At 71.5% G+C, this 21,129-nt stretch carries 19 protein-coding genes; 8 read left to right on the top strand and 11 right to left on the bottom strand.

The genetic code is table 11. The annotated features are described in order from the left end of the window. Positions 1 to 80 precede the first annotated feature (80 nt). Complete coding sequence (locus ACLBXX_RS13785) at positions 81 to 2,294, top strand: ATP-dependent Clp protease ATP-binding subunit (protein WP_447658466.1); 2,214 nt, start codon at positions 81 to 83, stop codon at positions 2,292 to 2,294. Positions 2,295 to 2,377: 83 nt separating this feature from the next. On the opposite strand, the gene ACLBXX_RS13780 is transcribed toward ACLBXX_RS13785, so the two are convergent. Beyond that, positions 2,378 to 2,959 carry a nitroreductase family protein gene (locus tag ACLBXX_RS13780; RefSeq protein WP_447658465.1) on the bottom strand — a complete coding sequence of 194 codons (582 nt, stop codon included), beginning with the start codon at positions 2,957 to 2,959 and terminating at the stop codon, positions 2,378 to 2,380. 131 nt (positions 2,960 to 3,090) lie between these two features. Between ACLBXX_RS13780 and ACLBXX_RS13775 the strand changes: the two genes are divergently transcribed. Continuing rightward, positions 3,091 to 3,933, top strand: coding sequence for a UbiA family prenyltransferase (locus ACLBXX_RS13775; protein ID WP_447658464.1), 843 nt, complete (start codon positions 3,091 to 3,093; stop codon positions 3,931 to 3,933). A gap of 123 nt (positions 3,934 to 4,056) precedes the next feature. On the opposite strand, the gene ACLBXX_RS13770 is transcribed toward ACLBXX_RS13775, so the two are convergent. The 4 genes from ACLBXX_RS13770 to ACLBXX_RS13755 form a co-directional block, all read right to left on the bottom strand. After that, on the bottom strand, positions 4,057 to 5,190 hold the full coding sequence (locus ACLBXX_RS13770; protein WP_447658463.1) for an FAD-dependent oxidoreductase: 1,134 nt from the start codon (positions 5,188 to 5,190) through the stop codon (positions 4,057 to 4,059). Beyond that, positions 5,183 to 5,887, bottom strand: coding sequence for a methyltransferase domain-containing protein (locus ACLBXX_RS13765; protein ID WP_447658462.1), 705 nt, complete (start codon positions 5,885 to 5,887; stop codon positions 5,183 to 5,185). Before ACLBXX_RS13765 ends, ACLBXX_RS13770 begins: the two co-directional genes overlap by 8 nt. A gap of 16 nt (positions 5,888 to 5,903) precedes the next feature. After that, entirely contained in the window at positions 5,904 to 7,055 is a 1,152-nt protein-coding gene (locus tag ACLBXX_RS13760; RefSeq protein ID WP_447658461.1) for a type III polyketide synthase, read from the bottom strand. A gap of 132 nt (positions 7,056 to 7,187) precedes the next feature. Further along, positions 7,188 to 8,612, bottom strand: coding sequence for an MFS transporter (locus ACLBXX_RS13755; protein ID WP_447658460.1), 1,425 nt, complete (start codon positions 8,610 to 8,612; stop codon positions 7,188 to 7,190). 57 nt (positions 8,613 to 8,669) lie between these two features. Between ACLBXX_RS13755 and ACLBXX_RS13750 the strand changes: the two genes are divergently transcribed. From ACLBXX_RS13750 to ACLBXX_RS13740, 3 genes are all read left to right on the top strand, one after another. Beyond that, on the top strand, positions 8,670 to 9,206 hold the full coding sequence (locus ACLBXX_RS13750) for an ArsR/SmtB family transcription factor (protein WP_447658459.1): 537 nt from the start codon (positions 8,670 to 8,672) through the stop codon (positions 9,204 to 9,206). An 88-nt stretch (positions 9,207 to 9,294) separates the two neighbouring features. Next, a complete protein-coding gene (gene rraA, locus ACLBXX_RS13745) occupies positions 9,295 to 9,762 on the top strand; it encodes a ribonuclease E activity regulator RraA (protein ID WP_447658458.1) in 468 nt (155 codons plus the stop codon). A 57-nt stretch (positions 9,763 to 9,819) separates the two neighbouring features. Continuing rightward, complete coding sequence (locus ACLBXX_RS13740) at positions 9,820 to 10,311, top strand: nucleoside deaminase (RefSeq protein ID WP_387141904.1); 492 nt, start codon at positions 9,820 to 9,822, stop codon at positions 10,309 to 10,311. A gap of 86 nt (positions 10,312 to 10,397) precedes the next feature. Here ACLBXX_RS13740 and xdhC read toward each other — a convergent pair whose 3' ends face one another. From xdhC to ACLBXX_RS13725, 3 genes are read right to left on the bottom strand one after another with little or no spacing between them, the layout of a single operon-like run. Next, complete coding sequence (xdhC, locus tag ACLBXX_RS13735) at positions 10,398 to 11,246, bottom strand: xanthine dehydrogenase accessory protein XdhC (protein WP_447658457.1); 849 nt, start codon at positions 11,244 to 11,246, stop codon at positions 10,398 to 10,400. Positions 11,247 to 11,254: 8 nt separating this feature from the next. Next, positions 11,255 to 13,747: a xanthine dehydrogenase molybdopterin binding subunit gene (gene xdhB / locus ACLBXX_RS13730; protein ID WP_447658456.1), complete on the bottom strand. Its 2,493-nt coding sequence runs from the start codon at positions 13,745 to 13,747 to the stop codon at positions 11,255 to 11,257. Then, positions 13,744 to 15,168: a xanthine dehydrogenase small subunit gene (locus tag ACLBXX_RS13725; RefSeq protein ID WP_447658455.1), complete on the bottom strand. Its 1,425-nt coding sequence runs from the start codon at positions 15,166 to 15,168 to the stop codon at positions 13,744 to 13,746. The genes xdhB and ACLBXX_RS13725 overlap by 4 nt, the downstream gene beginning before the upstream one ends. A 136-nt stretch (positions 15,169 to 15,304) precedes the next feature. Between ACLBXX_RS13725 and ACLBXX_RS13720 the strand changes: the two genes are divergently transcribed. Further along, positions 15,305 to 15,718 (top strand): VOC family protein, encoded by a 414-nt coding sequence (locus tag ACLBXX_RS13720; RefSeq protein ID WP_387141893.1) that lies wholly within the window; start codon positions 15,305 to 15,307, stop codon positions 15,716 to 15,718. 7 nt (positions 15,719 to 15,725) lie between these two features. On the opposite strand, the gene ACLBXX_RS13715 is transcribed toward ACLBXX_RS13720, so the two are convergent. Beyond that, the gene (locus ACLBXX_RS13715; protein ID WP_447658454.1) at positions 15,726 to 17,093 is read right to left on the bottom strand and encodes a glucose-6-phosphate dehydrogenase; all 1,368 of its coding nucleotides are present in this window, start codon (positions 17,091 to 17,093) and stop codon (positions 15,726 to 15,728) included. A 278-nt stretch (positions 17,094 to 17,371) separates the two neighbouring features. On the opposite strand from ACLBXX_RS13715, the gene ACLBXX_RS13710 reads away from it, so the two are divergent. Next, the gene (locus ACLBXX_RS13710; protein ID WP_447658453.1) at positions 17,372 to 18,166 is read left to right on the top strand and encodes a hypothetical protein; all 795 of its coding nucleotides are present in this window, start codon (positions 17,372 to 17,374) and stop codon (positions 18,164 to 18,166) included. A 91-nt stretch (positions 18,167 to 18,257) separates the two neighbouring features. Here the strand turns inward: ACLBXX_RS13710 and ACLBXX_RS13705 are convergent, their stop codons facing one another. Both ACLBXX_RS13705 and ACLBXX_RS13700 read right to left on the bottom strand, forming a co-directional pair. Then, positions 18,258 to 19,367 (bottom strand): ABC transporter permease, encoded by a 1,110-nt coding sequence (locus ACLBXX_RS13705; protein ID WP_447658452.1) that lies wholly within the window; start codon positions 19,365 to 19,367, stop codon positions 18,258 to 18,260. Continuing rightward, on the bottom strand, positions 19,364 to 20,248 hold the full coding sequence (locus ACLBXX_RS13700) for an ABC transporter ATP-binding protein (RefSeq protein ID WP_387141885.1): 885 nt from the start codon (positions 20,246 to 20,248) through the stop codon (positions 19,364 to 19,366). The genes ACLBXX_RS13705 and ACLBXX_RS13700 overlap by 4 nt, the downstream gene beginning before the upstream one ends. A gap of 213 nt (positions 20,249 to 20,461) precedes the next feature. Between ACLBXX_RS13700 and ACLBXX_RS13695 the strand changes: the two genes are divergently transcribed. Next, positions 20,462 to 21,031, top strand: coding sequence for an NADPH-dependent FMN reductase (locus ACLBXX_RS13695; protein WP_378904911.1), 570 nt, complete (start codon positions 20,462 to 20,464; stop codon positions 21,029 to 21,031). The last annotated feature ends 98 nt before the right edge of the window (positions 21,032 to 21,129 follow it).

Here is a 21,129-nt window from a genome sequence, read left to right as displayed (position 1 = left end):
CGAACGGACTCGCTGGTAAACTTGAGCCATGACGACTCAACTTTGACCAAGAGTTGAGGTCCACAGATTTCAGGAGACAGATGAACGCCACGCAACAGCCCGGGCAGGAGGACGCGCAGAGCGCCCTCGAGCAGTTCGGGATCAACCTCACAGACCGTGCCCGGCAGGGCAAGCTCGACCCCGTCATCGGGCGGGACAGCGAGATCCGGCGGGTCAGCCAGGTGCTGACCCGCCGCACGAAGAACAACCCCGTCCTCATCGGCGAGCCCGGCGTCGGCAAGACCGCCGTCGTCGAGGGCCTCGCCCAGCGCATCGTCGCGGGCGACGTCGCCGAGTCGCTCAAGAACAAGGAGCTCGTCACCCTCGACATCTCCGCCCTCGTCGCCGGCGCCATGTACCGCGGCCAGTTCGAGGAGCGCCTCAAGAGCGTCCTCAAGGAGATCACCGAGTCCGACGGCCGCATCATCACGTTCATCGACGAGCTGCACGTGCTGATGGGCGCGGGCGGCGGCGAGGGGTCGGTCGCAGCATCCAACATGCTGAAGCCGATGCTCGCGCGCGGTGAGCTGCGCCTCATCGGCGCGACGACGCTCAACGAGTACCGCGAGTTCATCGAGAAGGATGCTGCGCTCGAGCGCCGCTTCCAGCAGGTCTACGTCGGCGAGCCCAGCGTCGAAGACACGGTCGCGATCCTCCGCGGACTCAAGGGCCGCTACGAGGCCCACCACGGCGTCACCATCAACGATGGCGCGCTGGTGGCCGCGGCATCCCTGTCGAATCGCTACATCCCCAGCCGCCAGCTTCCCGACAAGGCCATCGACCTGATCGACGAGGCGATGAGCCGGCTGAAGATGGAGATCGACTCGAGTCCGCTCGAGATCGATCAGCTGCGGCGCCAGATCGACCGCATGCGGCTGGAGGAGCTCGCGCTCAAGAAGGAGAAGGACTCCGCGTCGAAGGAGCGCCTCGCCACCCTCCGCGAGCACATGACCACCGCAGAGGCGGAGCTGTCGGTGCTCGAGCAGCGCTGGCAGCGCGAGCGCGCGGGCCTCAACCGCGTCGGCGAGCTCAAGAAGCAGCTCGACCAGGCGATCATCGACCGTGACCGTGCGCTGCGCGAGGCCGACTACACGCGGGCGTCGAAGCTCGAGTACGAGACCATCAAGCGCCTCGAGGTCGAGATCGCGCAGGCCGAGCAGGCCGAGGCGGCGTCGACCGAGGAGCGCATGGTCAACGAGCAGGTCACCGACGAGGACATCGCCGCCGTCATCGCGGCGTGGACCGGCATCCCGGTCGGCCGTCTGCTCCAGGGCGAGAGCGAGAAGCTGCTGCACCTGGAGGCCGAGCTCGGCAAGCGCCTGATCGGGCAGAAGGACGCCGTGAAAGCGGTATCGGATGCTGTGCGCCGGTCTCGCGCGGGCATCAGCGACCCCGGTCGCCCGACCGGCTCGTTCCTCTTCCTCGGTCCGACCGGTGTCGGCAAGACCGAGCTCGCCAAAGCGCTCGCGGAGTTCCTCTTCGACGACGAGCACGCCATGGTGCGCATCGACATGTCGGAGTACGGCGAGAAGCACTCGGTCTCGCGCCTCGTCGGCGCCCCTCCCGGATACATCGGGTACGAGCAGGGCGGGCAGCTCACCGAAGCCGTCCGCCGGCGTCCCTACTCGGTGGTGCTGCTCGACGAGGTCGAGAAGGCGCACCCCGAAGTCTTCGACGTGCTGCTCCAGGTCATGGACGACGGCCGCCTCACCGACGGGCAGGGCCGCACGGTCGACTTCACGAACGTGATCCTCATCCTGACGTCGAACATCGGCTCGCCGATCCTCATCGACCCGGTGCTGTCGGTCGACGAGAAGCGCGACGCCGTCATGGCGATCGTGCGGCAGGCGTTCAAGCCCGAGTTCCTGAACCGGCTCGACGACATCGTGATGTTCGCCGCGCTCAGCCAGGACGACCTGGCACAGATCGTCGAACTCGCCGTGTTCGCGCTGCAGCGCCGCCTCAAGGACCGCCGGCTCACCCTCGCCGTGACGCCGGACGCCCGCGCCTGGCTCGCCGAGCGCGGCTACGACCCGGTGTTCGGCGCGCGGCCGCTGCGCCGCCTCATCCAGTCCGAGATCCAGGACCGCCTCGCGATGGCCCTGCTCTCCGGAGGCGTCCGCGACGGCGACGTCGTGCGAGTGGACGTGGCTGCCGACGGCTCCTCGCTGGTGCTCACGAGCGACGGTCCGGCCGCGGCCGAGCCTCCGACGGAAGACGACGACGTGATCGAAGCGGAGCTCCTCGACGACTGACGCCGGTCACGTGAGCCGGAGATGACGGATGCCTCGGCCCGCAGCGGCGGGTCGAGGCATCCGTTTCTCGTATCCGGGGTGGATCAGTCGTTCACGAGCACCGAGTCGGCGGCGGGGCGGCGCACGCGCGGGGCGTTCTCGCGAGCCTGCAGCTCCTCCGACGCGAGGCGGATGTCGCCGAGCTCGCCGACCGCCATGACGGTGACGGGGGTGAAGTCGGAGCTGAGGTCGAAGCCGGCGACGATGGCGTCGCGGTCGAAGCCGCCCATCTGGTGCGTCGACAGACCGTCGGCGTGCGCCTGCACGGTGAAGTGCGCCGCGACCTGGCCGGTGTCGTACTGGGCCCAGCGCATGGGCTCGCCGTCGCGCGTGGTCTCGGCGACGAACACGACCAGCGCGGCGGCGTCGCCGGCCCACGCGCTGTTGAAGCCGGCGAGCGAGCCGAGAACGGTCGCGTGCGCGGCCGAGCCGCGACGGGCGACGATGACGCGCCAGGCCTGAGTGTTGGCGGCGGTCGGCGTCCAGCGGGCGGCCTCGAGCGCACTCGCGAGCGCGGCCTCGTCGATGACCGACTCGCGGTCGAAGATGCGGGTGCTCCAGCGCTCGGCGAGCACGTCGATGATCGGCGCGTGGGTCTCGGCGGTGCGGGCGGTGAGAGTGGACATGGGTTGCTCCTCTGGGGTCGAGCGATTTCTGCCGGGACCCCGTCGGCCCAGATCCATGCAACGACATGGACCTGAGAACATTCCCTTCATGTCCTCCCGTGTCGCTGAGCGGCCCGTGAGAGCATCGACCCGTGCGCACCGTCCGTGCTCTGTGGGGTTCTTCGCATCCGGGGCCGACGCTCGTCGTGACCGCGCTCGCCCTGGCCCTGGGGATCGCGACCGGGCTGGAGGCGTGGCGGCTCGCGCTGCTGACCGTGGCGGTCTTCACGGGGCAGCTGTCGGTCGGCATCTCGAACGACGCCCTCGACGCGGAGCGCGATCGCGCGGTCGGCCGCACCGACAAGCCGATCGCGCGCGGCGACGTGTCGGCGCGGGTCGCCTGGGGCGCCGCGCTCGGACTGCTGGCGTCGGCTCTGGTTCTCTCCGCGCCGTTGGGATGGCGGATGCTGGCCGCCCACGCGCTCGCCCTGGGCTCGGCGTGGGCCTACAACGCGGGACTGAAGACGACGCCGTGGTCGATCGTTCCGTTCCTCGTGAGCTTCGGGATCTTCCCCTCGCTCGCGACGCTGTCGGCGCCGGATCCGTCGTTCGCGGCGTGGTGGGCGTGGGTCGCCGGCGCGTCCCTCGGCGCCGCCGTGCACCTCACGAACGTGCTGCCCGACCTCGACGACGACGCCCGCACCGGCGTACGTGGGCTCCCGCACCGGCTGGGACCGCGGGTGGCGGCGATCGTCGCCGCGCTCGCTGTGGTCGGCGGTGCGGTCGCCGTGCTGCTCGGCGCCGCGGGCGGTGACCTCGGCGCGGTCTCGCCGGTGTCGTGGGTCTTCTTCGCGGCCGTCGTGGCCGTGGCGGCGGTGACGGCGTGGCGTGCGATCTCGAGGCCGCCGACGCGCGCGCTGTTCCGCCTCGTGATGCTCGCCGCGCTGCTCCTCGCGGCCCAGCTGGTGGCGTCGGGCAGCGCGTTCGTCGCCTGAGACCCGCCCGATCGCCGCGATCGCACAGCGCGAAGGGCGGAGATCTGGCGAATCTCGGACCGATGGGCCACATCACTCAGAGATTCGCGGGATCTCCGAGTTTCGCGGGGCGGACGGGCCGGGTCAGGCGTCGACGTCGAAGCCCATGGAGTACGCGCGGGCGAAGAGCCGGGCCGACGGTCCGGTGAGCATCGCGCGCACCGCCGTGCGCCTCAGTGCATCGCCGCGACCGCTGGGTCGGCCGAGCGCGGTGTTCACACTCGCCAGCGTCGCGGCACGCCGCGCCGACTGGACCCGACGGGCCTCCCACCGCAGCAGCCCGAGGTCGGGGGCACGGCCGGTGCGCATCCAAGACGCCAGGAGCGGAGCCAGGGTCACCGCGTCGAGCAGGCCGAGGTTCATGCCCTGCCCGCCGATCGGGCTGACCTCGTGCGCGGTGTCTCCGATCGCGAACACCCGGCCGTGACGCAGCCGGGGCGCGACGACCCGGCGCACGCCGAACGACGTCGCCGTCGTCACCGCCTCGGACGCAGCCGCCTCCCCGCGACGGGCGAGCGCATCCCGCAGCCGCCGAGTGCGGGCCTCCGGGTCTTCGTCGGCGCCCGGCGGGTCCCACGCGACGAACCGGCGGCGACCGCCAGGCAGCGGGAAGGACTCGAGCACGCCGTCCGGATCGAGGTGGATCACCGCGAGCTCGCCATCGGCGTCGGCGGCAGCATCCGTCATCAGATACCGGTCGCGGTAGTCGCGCGCCGGCACGGCACCCGGACGATAGACGAGATCACGCGCGGCGCCCCCGCCAGCGACGACGACAATGCGGCTCTCGGATTCGATGGGGCGGCCGAGGAGTCCGGCCCGCACCACGACCGCGTCGCGATGCGGGATCACCGCGAGCACGTACGCGCCGCGCAGCGGCTCGGGGGCCGCGGCTCCGAGCACGGACTCGGTGGTCGCCTGCGGGAGGGTGGCCACGAAGGGGAAGCGTGCCGGCAGCACGTCGAAGTGCACCGTCCCGAGCAGACGCCCGCGCGATCGGGCCTCTCCGCGGCGCACGCGCACCGCCTCGGCGAGGAGGCGCTCCGTCAGCCCCGACGGTTCGAGGGCGGCCAGGACGGGGGAGTGGATGCCGATGGCCCGGGTGCCGTCGCCGACAGCGGGTCGCCGCTCGAGGAGCTCGACGTCCACGCCGCGGCGGGCCAGCTCGCCGGCGAGCAGCATCCCGACCGGACCGGCACCGACGACGGTGACGTCACGCACGGCCGCGCCCGACGGCCACGAGGCGGAAGGGCACCGGTGTCTGCACCGTCCACGCGCCCGGACTGCCGGCGTCCAGCGCGGCCGTGAGCTCGGCGCGCGTGTAGCTGCGGCGGATCGAGCGGAGGCCGTCGGTGCGCAGGAAGGTGCCGCGCTCGAAGGGGGTGATCCCGACGGCGTAGAGCCCGTACGCCGGACGCGAGCGGGCGATGTCGCTGTGAAGCACGACGCCGCGGGAGAGCGCGCGGGACTCCTCGACGAAGCCGCCGAGGCTGTCGCCCAGGTGGTGGAGGACGTGGTTCGACAGCACCGCGTCGTACGTGCGCCCCTCGGCGAGGAGGGTGGCGGCATCCGCCCTCCGGAAGCTGGCGCCGGCGATCGGCCCGCGCGCCATCGCCACCTCGTGCGCGCGCGGGTCGGGATCGATGCCCGTCCACGTCACGTCGAGCCCGTCGCGCCGGGCAGCCGCGGCGAGGCGCGCGACGAGGTCTCCGCCGCCGGACCCGATGTCGAGGACGTGCGCCGGCCGGCCCAGCGCGGCGAGGTGAGGGCGCAGCCGCGTGCGGTAGACGACGCCCCAGCCCGACACGAGGCGGTTGATCGTGCCGAAGCGCCGCAGCGTGGCGCGCAGCGCGTCCGGATCGCAGTCCGGGTCGTCCATGAGCTCGGCGAGCCGGTCGTCGCGCACGGCGAGGCTCATGCCGGCACCGCCGCCGTCACGCCGAGGCCACCAGGGCGAGGCCGACGTCCTCCGCGGCCGTGACCGCCGGGCGGCGCCGGGTCATGAGCGCCGACTCGACCGTGAGCCCCGGACCGAAGGCCAGGCCCGCGATCCGCGAGCCATCGGGGACGTCGTCGTCGCGCAGGAGTGACGCGAGGATGAACAGGATCGTCGCACTCGACATGTTCCCGAAGTCGCGGAGTACGGCGCGCGACGCCGCGAGCGCGTCGGGCGGGAGGTCGAGCCCGGTCTCGACCCGGTCGAGCACGCTGCGCCCGCCGGGATGCACCGCCCACACGTCGGGAGGCGTGTCGTCGCCCAGGAACCGGCCCACCGCCCCCTGGATCTCGCGGCCGATGATGCGCGGCACCTCGGAGGACAGGATCATCTCGAACCCGTTGTCGCCGATCGTCCAGACCATGTCGGTCTCGCCCTCGTCGGTGAGGGCGGTGCCGAACCTGTCGAGGTCGAGGCCGCCGGGGTTCCCCGCCGTCGGATCGGCGGTCACGATCGCCGCCGCCGCGCCGTCGGCGAAGACGGATGCTGCCACGATCTGCTGCGGATCGTTCGAGGGCCGCAGATGCAGCGTGCACAGCTCGGTACACACGACCAGCACGACCGCATCCGGTCGCGACGCCGCCAGAGCCGAAGCGACCCGCAGCGCGGGCAGCGCCGCGGCGCACCCGATGAAGCCGAGGTGGCACCGCTCGACCGTCGGGCGCAGGCCGAGGTCGCGGACGAGGCGATAGTCCGGGCCCGGCGCGAAGAGCCCCGTGCACGAGACGGTGACCACATGGGTCACCGCGGATGGATCGATGCCACCGTCGGCCAGGGCCGTGCGCGCGGCGGCGGCCGTGAGCTCCGGCGCCGACGCGATGAAGCGCTCGTTGCGCGCGCCGGTCGTGGGGGAGAGGAGCCGGCCCTCGGCGTCGACGAAGGCGGCGTCGTCGGGCGCGACGGCGGCCGACGCGAACTCGGCCAGCACGGTGTGCCGCTGTTCGATCGCCGACGCGTCGAAGACCGCCTGGATGCGGCGCCGCGCGAGCCGGTCGGCCCCCTCCTGCGCCGCGAAGATGTCGCGCGCGACCGCCTGCGCGATGCGGGTGGGCGGAACAGCTGTGCCGATCGAGACGATGCGGGCCGTCATGGTGCAACCTAAGCACGCCCATGCCCCGATGGGCACGATCTTGCCGGAAACCCGCAGGTCGGGTACCGCAGGCGGAGGAGGACGGATGCCTCGGCCCGTACCCTGCGTGGCGGGCCGAGGCATCCTGGTCTGTCAGCCGGCGGGCTCGTGGTCGGTGTGCTCGGCGTGCGCGTCGGGGAGCTCCCGCATGCGCCAGAACGGGCCGATGACCACGAACAGGCAGGCGAAGAGCTCGCCGATCGCCCCGATCCACAGCGTGGGCACCGTGCCGATCCACGTGCCGAGCGCTCCGGCGAGCAGTGCGGCGATCGGCATGACACCCCACACGACGAAGCGCACCGACGCATTCATGCGTCCGAGGAGCCGCGGCGGCGTGATCCGCTGGCGGAAAGTGACCTGGGTGATGTTGTAGAGCAGCACCGTGAAGCTCGCGAGGAAGAACTGGATCACCAGCAGCGGGAAGGCGAGCGCGGGCACCAGCGAGATCGCCGGCAGGAAGAACGGGATCACCGAGAACGCGATCGCGCTGATCGGGATCGCCCGGGCTTCTCCGATCCGCGCCACGATGCGCGGGGTCATCATGGCGCCGAGGAGGCCGCCGACGGCCGACAGCGAAAGGACGATACCCAGCATCTGCGGGGTGAGGCCGAGTTCGCGCAGCGCGAAGATGGGCAAGAGCGTGGTTGCGATCGTGCCGAAGAAGTTCGCGGTTCCCGTGGTCAGGACGATACGGCGCAGCAGCGGGTTGCCGAAGACCCAACGCAGCCCCTCGCCGATCTCGTGGAGCAGCGGCTTGTGGTCCTCGGGGGCGCGGAGCGTCTCGTGGTCACGGGTGAACAGCAGCGCAACGAACGAGGCGAGGTACGTGCCGACCGTGATCAGGATCGCGAGCGGTGCGGCGAGGATCCCGAGCAGCCAGCCGCCCACCGCAGGACCGGCGAGGCCCGCGAGCTGCTCGGTCGACTGCAGCTTGCCGTTCGCCTCGGCGATCTGGTTCGCCCGCACCAGCGACGGCACGATGCTCTGATTGGACACGTCGAAGAACACCGTTGCGACGCCCATGATGAGGGCGACGACGATCATGTGCCAGATCTCCAGCGCGCCGAGCAGCGCGAGCACCGGAAGGATCGCCAGCGCGACAGCCCGGACCGCATCCGCCCAGATCATGACGTGCCGCTTGCGCATGCGGTCGATCCACGCTCCGGCGGGAAGACCCACCACGAGGAACGCCGCGACCTGCGCGGCATTCAGCACGCCGACTTCCCACTCCGTCGCGCTGAGCATCAGAACCGCGAGCACCGGGATGGCCAGCTCGGTGATCTGTGCGCCGAACTGACTGAGCGCTTGCCCGCTCCACAGCGTCATGAAATTGTGGTCGCGCCACAGCGAACCCTTCGGCGCCGGCGTGGCGGAGGCGCCGGCCGCAGCATCCTGATCCGCTTCGATCGCCTCGTCCGCAGCAGCACGCGACGTGAGCGTCGATGCCTCGGCCCTGGCCTCTGCGAGGACGGCGTCGTCGACGCCCTCGGCCTCGCGGACCTCGTCTGATTGGGACATGCCAATCAGTGTGCGTCATCGATTGAGAACTGTCAATCAGTCTTGTACGCTGACCACGTGACAGGGGAGCGGGAAGAGCGGATCGAACTGCGTCACGGGGATCCCGAGGCGGAGGCGCGGATGCGCGCGCTCAGCTCGCCGCTGCGTCTGCGGGTGCTCCGGCTGTGCGCCTTCGAGTCGCGCACCAACAAGGAGCTCGCCGAGCTGCTCGGCGTGAACCCCGGCACGATGCTGCACCACGTGCGCACGCTCGTGCAGACCGGCTACCTCGCCGCCCAGCCCGAGCGCACCGGCGCCCAGGGAGCGCGCGAGGTTCCCTACCGAGCGACCGGGCTCTCGTGGCGCACCTCGATGCCCGGTGGCTCGCCCGTGCTCATCGAGACGTTCCTGCAGCAGATCGAAGGGGTCGACCCCGAGGAGCTCGACGCGACCTGGCTCGGCTTGAAGCTCACCCCTGAGCACAAGGAGGAGTTCCAGCACCGTCTCTACGAACTCGTCAACGAGTTCAAGGAGCGTGGGCCCGACCCCGACGGCGCGACGTACTCGTTCTTCAGCACGCTCCACCCAGACGAGAACCCGCCCGCCCCGGCCTGACGCCCGTTCTTGCGGTTCGCAGAAGGGCGCGCGAACTTCTCTTCATGACGGATGCCTCGGGGCACAGCATCCGTCATAGCGTCAGAGCATGACCATCGCGACGGCCGACCTCTACGACGAACGCGGCGACGAGCTGGACTCGCTCGCACTGCAGCTGCACGACATCGGCGGGCGCGTCGCGTTCGACGGGCCGATCCGCACGGTGCGGTGCCACTGCGACAACGCGCTCGTGAAGGCCCTGCTCGCCACCCCGGGCGAGGGTGCGGTCCTCGTGATCGACGGCGGCGGATCGCTCGAGTCCGCGCTGGTCGGAGACCTCATCGCAGCCTCCGCGATCGAGAACGGCTGGGCGGGGATCATCGTGCACGGCGCGATCCGCGACCGGGTCGCGATCGGCGAGCTCGACCTCGGCGTCAAGGCGCTCGGTTCGAACCCGCGCAAGAGCGCGAAGGAGGGCGTCGGGGAGGTCGACGTGCCGGTGGTGATCGCGGGCGTCGCCTTCGTGCCGGACAAGCACGTGTGGGCCGACGCGGACGGGGTGCTCGTCGAGCGGTGACGGGCCCCGCGCGCGGGGGTGATGCGCGCGGCGCGGAGCGCTCGTATGGTGGGGCTGATGTCCAGTACCGACGGGACGCCCGCCCGCTACCTCGCCCGGGCCATAGAGATCGCGACCGAGAACGTCCGCAACGCCGGCGGCCCGTTCGGGGCGGTCGTGGTGTCGGCCGACGGGCAGGTCTTCGAGGGCGTGAACCGGGTCACCGCCGACCTCGACCCGTCGGCGCACGCCGAGGTCGTCGCCATCCGGCGGGCGTGCCAGGGACTGGGGACGTTCGACCTCACCGGAGCGACGCTCTACACCAGCTGCGAGCCGTGCCCGATGTGCCTGGGCACCGCGCTCTGGGCCCGCGTCGAGCGGGTGTACTTCGCCGCCGACCGAGAGGATGCCGCCGCCGCGGGCTTCGACGACGCGGTCTTCTACCGCTACTTCGACGGCCACCCCGAGCACCGCGACATCATGCCCGTGGAGTCGATCGACCTCACCCCTGAGCACCGCATCGCGCCGTTCACCGAGTGGGGCCAGACCTCGACCCGCATCGAGTACTGATCCGGGCTCGGGCGCTGATGGGCGTCCGAGTGCGCCCCGGCCTTTCGAGAACGCACAATTGCACGGAAACGACGCCGACGTCGGTGCTATTGCGCGGTTTCGTCGCGGGCAGCGACGGGGGCGGCCTCCTCGATCAGCTGCAGCAGCTGAGCCGAGACGCTCACCGCGATCGTGGCGGGCTGCTTGCCGGGGATCTCGGGCAGGCCGATCGGCGTCGTCACCCGGGCCAGGGCCGCCTCGTCGTGGCCGGCCTCCTGGAGGCGTGCCCGGAAGCGGGCCCACTTGGAGCGCGAGCCGATGAGACCGATCGAGGCGATGCCCTCGATGCGCAGCGCCTGGTCGACGATCGCGAGGTCCTCGGCGTGGTCGTGGGTCATGACGAGCACGTGCGTCACCGCCGGCACCGACGCCAGCACGGCCTCCGGCACCGGAGCCCGGTGCACGTGCACCCCCGCGACGGCGTCGGCGAGCGGCCCGGGCGCGCCGTCCACCCCCAGGCGCGTCGGCGAGAGCATGGCCTCGCGGGAGTCGACGAGGTGCAGGTCGAGGTGCTGGCGCGCGAGGATCCGCGCCACCTCGAGGCCCACATGTCCCATTCCGAACACCGCGACCGACGGCACGACGCGCACCGGCTCCAGCATGAGCGTGACCTCTCCTCCGCAGCACTGCACGCCGTACTCCGTGGTCTCCTTGTCGCTCAGGGTGAGCGTCAGCAGCTCCGGCTCCGCGGTCCCGCAGGCCAGCATCGCGCGGGCGCGCGCGACGGCGGTGGCCTCGAGGTTGCCGCCCCCGATCGTCTCGAAGACCTCGCCCGGCGAGACGACCATCTTGGCGCCGCCGTTGCGCGGGGCGTGACCGCGCACCATCGCGAGCGTCACGATCACCGCGGGCGTGCGGGCGTCGCGCAGGCTCCGCACCGCGTCGAGCCAGTCCACGGCCGGCCTCAGCGGCCCGCCGTGAGCAGGTCGGGCTCCGCAGACCCGGGGTCCGCCGCCCGACCGACGCCCGCGGCATCCGCCCCATCGCGGGACACGGTCCCCACGCCCCCTCCAGGCGCCGCTGGCGCGTCGCCCGGAGCCTCCGGGCGCGTGGGCCCAGCTGCGTCTGGAACTCCTGCGCCGCGTGTGGCCTCGATCGCCCAGAACACCGCCTCGGGGGTGGCCGGTGACCCGAGTTCGACGCTGCGTCCTGCCGGGCCGAACGCACCCACCGCCTGTCGCAGCGCCTCGCGCACGCTGAACGCCAGCAGCAGCGGCGGCTCGCCCACGGCCTTGGAGCCGTACACGGCGCCGTCCTCGCGGGCGTCCTCGAAGAGCGCCACGTGGAACTCCTCCGGCATCTCGGAGAAGCTCGGCAGCTTGTACGTGCTGGCCGAGGGCGTCTGCAGGCGGCCGCGCGTCGGCCCGTCGCCGGTGTCCCAGCGCAGCTCCTCGAGCGTCAGCCAGCCGGTGCCCTGCACGAAGCCGCCCTCGATCTGGCCGATGTCGAGCAGCGGCGACAGCGAGTCGCCGACGTCGTGCACGATGTCGACGCGGCGGAGGCGGTACGCGCCGGTGAAGCCGTCCACCTCGACCTCGGCGGCCGCGCAGCCATAGGCGAAGTACTTGAACGGCGATCCCTGCTGGCGGTCGGCGTCCCAGTGCAGCCCCTCGGTGCGGTAGTAGCCCGCCGCGAACAGCTGCACGCGCTGCAGGTAGGCCTCGGCGACGACGTGGGCGAACGGCATCCGTTCCCCTCCGCCCAGCGCGGTGACGTAGCCGTCCGAGAACCGCACGTCGCGCGCGTCGACGCCGAGGAGGCGCCCCGCCACGGCGGCGAGCCGGCCGCGGATCTCCTCGCACGCGAGCTTGACGGCGCCGCCGTTGAGGTCGGCGCTCGACGACGCAGCGGTCGCCGACGTGTTGGGCACCTTGTCGGTCCGGGTCGGCGCGACCCGGACCGTCTCGAGCGGCACCCCGAGCGCCGTCGCGGCCACCTGCAGCATCTTGGTATGCAGGCCCTGGCCCATCTCGGTGCCGCCGTGGTTGATCAGCACCGAGCCGTCCTTGTAGACGAGCACGAGCGCGCCGGCCTGGTTGAACGAGGTGAAGGTGAACGAGATGCCGAACTTGACCGGCGTCATCGCGAGCCCGCGTTTGCGATCGTGGTGCGCCTCGTTGAACCGCGAGATCTCGTACAGGCGGGCGTCGAGATCGGCCTCGCCGCGGAGGCGCTCCCAGATCGCGGTGAGCCGCCCGGCGTCCTTCACCAGCTGCCCGTAGTGCGTCGACTGCCCCGGTCGGTAGAAGTTCTTCTTCCGCAGCTCGAGGGGATCGATCCCGAGCACAGGTGCCGCCCGGCCCAGGATGTCTTCGATGAGGAACGCGCCCTGCGGGCCGCCGAAGCCGCGGAACGCCGTGTTCGACGGCTTGTGCGTCTGCGCGACGCGGCCGTGCACGCGCACGTTCGGGATCCAGTAGGCGTTGTCGACGTGGCAGAGCGCGCGGCCGAGCACAGGCTCCGAGAGGTCGAGGCTCCAGCCGCCGTCGGCGGTGAGGGTCGCGTCGAGCGCCTGCAGGTACCCGTCGGCGTCGAAGCCCGCCCGCCAGGCCAGGTGGAACGGGTGACGCTTGCCCGACATCGTGATGTCCTGCGTGCGGGTGAGCCGCAGGCGCACGGGGCGTCCGGTGAGCTTCGCCCCGAGCGCCGCGATCGCCGCGAACCCGTGCGGCTGCATCTCCTTGCCGCCGAAGCCGCCCCCCATCCGCAGGCACTCGACGGTGACCTCGCTCGACGGGATCCCGAGCACGTGGGCGACGATCTCCTGCGTCTCGGACGGGTGCTGCGTCGAGCACTCCACGAAGTACCGCCCGTCTGGGTCGCGCACCGCGAACGAGGCGTGCGTCTCGAGCGAGAAGTGCTCCTGCCCGCCGACCACGCTCTCACCCTCGAAGACGAACGCGGAGGATGCGAGGGCGGATGCCGCGTCCCCGCGCGCGATCGTGCGGGGGACGCCCTGGAACGACCCGGCGTCGATCGCCTCCTGCACCGTGATCAGCGACGGCAGCGGTTCGTACGACACCGTGACGGCGGCCGCGCCCTGGCGCGCAGCATCCGTCGTCTCTCCCAGCACCCACACCAGCGCGTGGCCGAAGAACATCGCCTCGGTCGGGAAGAGGGGCTCGTCGTGTTTGACCCCCGCGTCGTTGACGCCCGGAACATCGTCGGCGGTCAGCACCCGGACGACGCCGGGGACGGCGTAGGCGGGCGCGACGTCGACGGTGACGCGGGCATGCGCGACGGTCGACGGCACCGGCCATGCGGTCAGCACGCCGTGGGACCGCGCGGCGACGTCGTCGGTGTAGACGGCCGCGCCCGTCACATGCAGCGCCGCGCTCTCGTGCACCGCGGGGCGTCCGACGACCGGGTTCTCGGGACGATCGGCGAGCGAGCTCATGCCGTCGCCTCCTCGTCATCGGCCGACGCCGCGAAGAGCGCCGGCAGCGCGGTGCCGAGCATGCGTGCGCGGTACGCGGCGCTCGCGCGGTGGTCGTCGAGCGGCGTCCCCTCGCGCTGCAGGACGACGGATGCTGCCGCCACCGTCGCGGCGTTCCACGGGCGTCCCTCGAGGGCTTGCTCCGTCGCGTACGCGCGGACGGGCGTCGCGGCGACGCCTCCGAGGCCGATCCGCGCGCGGGTCACGACGCCGTCGTCGAGCTCGAGGGCGAAGGCGACGGCCACCGAGGAGATGTCGTCGAACCGACGCTTCGAGATCTTGTGGAACGCGGTGAGACCGGCCACCCGCAGCGGTATGCGCACGGTCCGGATGAGCTCGTCGCGACGCCGGACCGAGGTGCGATACCCCGTGAAGTAGTCGGCGAGGTCGACCTCGCGCTCGCCGCCGTCAGCCGCGACGAGCACGACGCTCGCCCCGAGCGCGAGCAGCGCCGGAGCCGCGTCGCCGATGGGTGAGGCGGTGCCGAGGTTGCCGCCCAGCGTCGCGCGGTTGCGGATCAGGCGCGACGCGAACTGGGGGAGCAGCTGCGCGAGCAGCGGCACCCGCTCGCCCACGCTGCGCTCGATCTCCGACAGCGGCACCGCACTGCCGATCTCGACGGTGTCGCCGGTGATCTCGATGCCGTGCAACTCGGGCAGTCGGTCGATCGCGACCACGAGTGGCGCGCGGGCGCCGCGCAGGTTCACGTCGACGCCCCAGTCCGTGCTCCCGGCCACGGCGAGCGCCTCCGGTTCGTCGCGCAACAGCCGCAGGGCCTCGTCCAGCGTCTCGGGGCGGACGAAGCGCCCGTCGGCCGCGCGCACCTCGGTGGCGACCGCGGTCGGCGCCGGCTCGGTCAGCCGCTCACGGAGCGGATCATCGGGCCGAGGCATCCCGAGCCCGAAGGCCGCGTCTCGAATGGGCCGGTAGCCGGTGCACCGGCACAGGTTGCCGCTCAGCGCATGCAGGTCGAATCCGTTCGCCCCGTGCTCGCCGTCCACCGCTCCCGCCGAGCGGTCGGACCGGTAGAACTCGGCGGCCATCGCGCACGCGAACCCCGGCGTGCAGTAGCCGCACTGCGAGCCGCCGGCGGCCGCGAGCTGCTGCTGCACCGGATGCAGGTCGTCGGGTGAACCGAGGCCCTCGGAGGTCACCACCTCCTGCCCGTCGAGCGCATGGACGGGTACCAGGCAGGCGTTGACGGGAGTCCACACGGCGGTGCCCTCGGGCCCCGCCGTGGCGACCAGTACCGCGCAGGCGCCGCACTCGCCCTCGCCGCAGCCCTCCTTCGCGCCGGTCAGTCCGAGGCTGCGCAGCCAGTCCAGCGCGGTGGCGTGCGCGACCGCGCCTGCGAGCGGGACGACCCGCCCGTTGACGGTCACAGCGCTGTCACGGTTCGTGCGGATGCCGGGAGTCTACGCCGCGCCTCCCGTGCAGCGAAGGTGCGCCGCGACCCCTCTGGACATGCCCTGCGGGCAAGAGGATCGTTGGCCGCGGCACAACCACTGGGAGGCTGTCATGTTCACACCCGATCGGCCGTTTTCTAGCTTCGCCGTACCCGACATCGGCGCAGCAGCGACCTTCTACCGCGACACTCTGGGGCTCGACGTCACCGTCTACGAGGAGATGGGCGGAGGCTTCACCATCGCCCTGCCCGGCGAGGGCAGCATCTTCGTCTACCCGAAGGAGGATCATGAGCCGGCCGTGTTCACGATCCTCAATTTCAGCGTCGCCGACGTCGATGCCGCCGTCGACGACCTGAACAAGCGCGGCGTCGTCACGAAGATCTACACCGACCCCGACTACGGCACCGACGAGAAGGGCATCTCGCGGGGCTTCGAGGGCGGTCCCGACATCGCCTGGTTCAAAGACCCCGCGGGCAACGTCATCTCGGTCGGCCGCATGGAGCCGCAGATGATGGGCGGGCAGTAGGCGCGCTTCAGGGAAGCACGCGCCATCCGGCGGGGCCGAGCGACCCCGCCGGATACTCGTCGAGGGGCACGTCGCCGGCGCGCCAGGCCGCCAGCACGGGGTCGACGATCCGCCACGACTCCTCGGCCGCGTCGCCGCGCACCGCGAGAGTCGCGTCGGCGTCGAGGATGCCCGACAGCACCTCGCCATACGCTTTGAGCGCGCCCTCGCCGAGGTCGGCCTCGAGGAGCGCCCGCTCGAGTTCGAACGGATCGTCACCGCCGTTGGCGTTGAGCTCGAGGTCCATCCGGTCGGGGCCGAGGGAGAAGCGCAGCACTGAGCCGGGCGCCGCCCCCGTGAGGCCCTCGGGGACGTGATTCACGGGGCGGAACGTCACCACGACCTCGCCGTCCTTGCCGGCGAGCGCCTTGCCCGACCGCAGGGTGAAGGGCACGCCCTCCCAGCGCTCGTTGCGCACCTCGCACGTGACCTCGGCGAGCGTCTCGGTCTCGAGCGACGCGTCGACGCCCTTCTCATCGGCGTAGGACGGCAGCTCGCGGTCGCCCACCTTGCCTGCCGTGTACCGCGCCCGGCGCGAGGCCTTCGCGGGGTCGTCGCCCCACACGTGGGTCGCCCGCAGCACCGCGGCCGTCGCATCCCGGAAGTCCCGCTCGTGCAGCGTCGCCGGCGGCTCCATCGCGAGCACCGCCATCACCTGCAGCAGGTGGCTCTGGATCATGTCGACGAGCGCGCCCGCGCGGTCGTAGTAGCCGGCGCGTCCTTCGAGGCCGAGCGTCTCGTCGTACCGGATGACGACGGACTCCACGTCCTGCGCGCGCCACACCGGCGCGAAGACGCGGTTCGCGAAGCGGACACCCAGGAGGTTCAGCGTCGTCGACCGGCCGAGGAAGTGGTCGATGCGGAACACCTGCTCCTCGGGCACGAGCCGGGCGAGCGTCGCGTTGAGGGCGTGCGCGCTCGCCTGGTCGACGCCGAACGGCTTCTCGAGGGCGAGCACCGTGCCCTCGGGGATGTCCACGCCGACGAGCGCCTCGCACGCGGCTTTCGCGACCGCGGGCGGCACGGCGAAGTACAGGGCGATCCGTCCGTCATGGTCGGCGAGCAGCCGCTCGAGGTCCTTCGCGTCGGTGATGTCGGCGCGCGTGTACGTCGTGTCGGCCACCGCGGCGAAGGCGTCGGCGAAGCCGGCCGACTGGAAGGACGAGCGCACCGTCTGCCGCCAGCGCTCGTCGTCCCAGTCGTCGATGCCCGCGCCGCGCAGGCGCACCGAGCGCTGCGGCTCGCGGGCCAGCAGCTGGCCGAGCGCAGGCAGCAGCAGCCGCGAGGTGAGGTCGCCCGAGGCGCCGAGGATGAGCAACGTGGTCTGCGCCGACATGCGCCTCACGCTACCCACGGCCGCGCGTGCGCGGCAGGGACTGGCGCGATGAGTGCGCCCGTGCAAGCGTTCCTCTTCCCAAACTCCGCGTGTAGAGGACAATGAGCACAGACGCCTTGGACGCACAGCATCCGACCCGACAGGCGTGGTGTCCTGCCCGTGACACCGCCTCCCGCCCCAGGGGTGCTCGCGACGTCCGTGTCTGAGCAACTCAAGCACGGGGAGGGACGGCGATGTCCAATCTCACACGCCTTCGGACGCTGGCATTAGGGGTGGCCTTGGCCACGGCGGCCGCGCTGGCCGGTGCAAGCCCGGCGTGGGCCGCTGCGCCCGCCAACGACGACGTCGGCCAGGCGACCGTTGTGCCCGGGTTGCCGTTCACCGACACCGTCGACACGCGCGAGGCCACCTTTGATCCCTCGACCGACAACGCCGCGTGCGGCGCAACGACGGTCTGGTACCGCTGGACCGCGTCGGCCGATGACTTCGTCCGATTCGACACGGTGGGCAGCGATTACCAGGCGTCGTTGGCGGTCTATACCGGGGAGCCTTCCGACCTCTCGCTCCTCGAGTGCAACGACGGCTCGTTCGGATTGCCGGCGGAGATCGCTCGGCAGGTCGAGGCCGGTGTCACGTACTTCATCGCGGCCGGCACGTGCTGCGGGGACGCCGAAGCCGGCCAGGTCGGACCCGGCGGGAACCTGGTGTTCCGGGTTCAGCAGACGGTACCGCCCGTCACCGACTTCGCCGTGGCGGTCGACTCCGGCGCGGTCTCACGCGGGGTGGTGACCGTGCAGGGAACGGTCACCTGCGACCAACCCGCCACCTCCTTCCTCGAGGTCACGGTGAGGCAGCGCCGGGGTCAGCGTTCCGCCGAAGGGGTCGGATCCGGCCTGATCGAGTGCGGGCCGGCGCCGACCGCATGGACGTTCGTGCTCGAGTCGTCCACCGGGGTCGGGTTCCGTCCAGGGGACGCGGCCTACGACGCGATCGGCAGCGCGTACGGCCACGGCGGGGGATTCACCAACACGAGCATGATCGACCAGCCGCTGCGGCTGCGGCCCGGCGGCTGATGACGGTGCCGGGTGGGTCGTCTCCGGCGCCGACGACGAAGAAGGGATGCCGCAGCCGGGGGCTGCGGCATCCCTTCGTCTGATCCAGGGGTCAGCCGGCGAGGGCTTCCGAGAGCTTCACGCGGCCGCCCATGCGCAGCAGCGAGTTCTCGTAGATGCGGGCGGCGATGAGGATCGCCGCGACGCACGTCGCCATGAGGATCACGATCGACAGCAGCGGCTCCCACCACTGCGCCTGCCCGAGGAAGATCCGCATCGGCATGCCGACCGGTGCCGAGAACGGCACGTACGACATGATCGCGAGCACCAGCGGGTTGTCGTTGAAGAAGATGACGAGGAAGTACGGTGCCATCACGAGCATCGTCAGCGGCATCGTGGTCGAGCCGATGTCCTCCTGGCGCGACACCATCGAGGCGGCCGCCGCGAACAGCGACGCCAGCAGGATGAAGCCGAACAGGAAGAAGATCGCGAACCAGGCGATCGGCGCGCCGAGGCCCTGCAGGAGCGCGGTCTGGTCGGTCACGGTGAGGCCGATGATCGCGATCGCGGCGAGGATCAGGATCTGGCCCATCGCGAGCACCGTGTTGCCGATGACCTTGCCCGCCAGCAGCGACCGCACCGGGATCGCCGAGATGAGGAGCTCCACCACGCGGGTCTGCTTCTCCTCGACGACGCTCTGCGCGATCGTGCCGCCGAACAGCGACGCGGCGAGCAGGAACACGATGCCGAATCCGATCGCGGCGATGTAGCCGAGAGCGGCGTTGCCCTCCTCGGGCGCGAGCAGCTCGACCGGCGGCACCTGCGCGAGCTGCAGCATCAGAGAAGTCGGCGCGGACGACTCCGCCACGATCGCGAACCCGAGCGGCGACGACGAGTCGCCCACGACCGCGGCGTCGACCTCGCCGTCCGTCACGAGCGCCTCGGCGGCCGCGCGGTCTGCCACGTCGGTGACGTCGAGGCCCTCGGCCTGGGCGACGTACTGCTGCGCATCGGCGGTGACTGCGACAGGCATGCCGCTGTTGTTCGCCGCCTGGAAGCCGCCCCAGATGACGATGGCCAGCGCGCCGATGAACAGGATCGCCGTCGAGATGACGAACGCCTTGCTGCGCAACTTCGAGCCGATCTCGCGCTCGGCGACGAGCCAGATCGCTTGGCCGGCTCCCAGCGTGCTTCCGCCGCGGCGGGTGTCGGTGGTGCTCACTGGATGACCTCCTTGAAGATCTGGGCGAGGGACGGATGCTGCGGCGCGAAGCTCGCGACATCCCCGTTCGCGACGGCCCGGCGCAGCACCCGCTGCGCGGTCTCGTCGCTGTCGGCGTCGAACACGGCGTACCCGCCGTCGAAGTCGAGAACCTGGACGCCCGGCTCGCTGCGCAGCCACCCGGCGTCGCCGGCCGAGACGAGCTCGAAGCGGCGGGTCGAGTGCTGCGCGCGGAGGGCGTCACGCGCGCCGGCCGCGCGGATGGTTCCGCCCGCGATGATCACGAGGTCGTCGCACAGCCGCTCGACGACGTCGAGCTGGTGAGATGAGAACAGCACGGCGGCGCCGGCCGCAGCACGCTCCTGAAGCACGCCGGCCACGACATCGACCGCGAGCGGGTCCAGGCCCGAGAACGGCTCGTCCAGGATCAGCACCTGCGGGTCGTGCACGAGCGCGGCGGCGATCTGCGCGCGCTGCTGGTTGCCGAGCGAGAGCGTCTCGACGTTGTCGTTCAGGCGCTCGCCGAGTCCGAGCTGCTCGAGCAGCGCACGAGCGCGGGTCGAGGCATCCGTCTTCGAGAAGCCGTGCAGGCGCGCGAGGTACGTGATGTGCTCGTGGACCTTCATCTTCGGGTAGAGCCCGCGCTCCTCGGGCATGTAGCCGAAGCGGCGGCGGTCGGAGGCGGTCACCTCGGCGCCGTCGAGGGTGACGGTGCCGGCGTCCCCGGCGAGCACCCCCAGCACGATCCGCATGGTGGTGGTCTTGCCCGCGCCGTTCCCGCCGACGAAGCCGGTCAGCCGGCCGGGCCGCACGTCGAACGACACGTCGTCGAGCACGCGGCGCCCTCCGTAGCTCTTGCCGATACCGCGAAGCTGCAGCATCCCTGTCTCCTCTCGATCCCCCTGCGATCGAACTTACGGATGCGGCAGTGCGGCGTCCTCCCCCTGCGGGTGGATTCGGCGTGCTCCGCCGCGCGGGGGATGAGAGATCTTTCATGCGCCGGAATAGAAGCGACGTGCATGTGCTTGCATGGATGTGGAACGTCCACGGTGGTCCCCACCGGGGACGCCTTTGCTTTTTCTAGGAGAACCCACATGTCCGAGCGGACCATCGGCTACATCGTCGGCAGCATCTCGTCGACCTCCATCAACCGTCGTCTCGCGAAGGCCCTCGAGCGTCTCGCCCCGGAGGGCACGACCCTCGTCGAGATCCCCATCAAGGACCTCCCCTTCTACTCGCCCGACTTCGACGCCGACTTCCCCCAGGTCGCCCGCGACTTCAAGCAGGCCATCGCCGACGTCGACGGCGTCATCATCATCACGCCCGAGTACAGCCGCTCGATCCCCGGCGTGCTGAAGAACGCCCTCGACTGGTCGGCCCGCCCGTGGGGCCAGGGCTCGTTCGACGGCAAGCCCACCGCTGTCATCGGCACCTCGGGCGGCGGCATCGCCACCGCTGCGGCGCAGCAGCACCTCAAGGCGATCCTCAGCCACTACAACGCTCCGACGCTCGGCCAGCCCGAGGGCTACGTCCAGACCACGCCCGGCCTCTTCACCGAGACCGGCGAGGTCACCAGCGAGCAGACCGCCGACTTCCTCATCGGCTACCTCCAGGCCTTCGGCGCGCTGGTCGACCGCTACGCCGCGGTCCCCGTCGCCGCCTGATCCTCCCCCCGGTCGGCCTCACCCCGGGCCGCTAACCCGTTCCAGCACCCCGGATGCCCCGGACCGGCGCCCCCCCCCCCGCCCGGGCCCGGGGCGCC

The sequence above is a fragment of the Microbacterium sp. C23T genome (assembly GCF_053345975.1).
The sequence above is the reverse complement of the archived record's forward strand: the minus strand, read 5'-3'. Positions and strand labels throughout refer to the sequence as shown.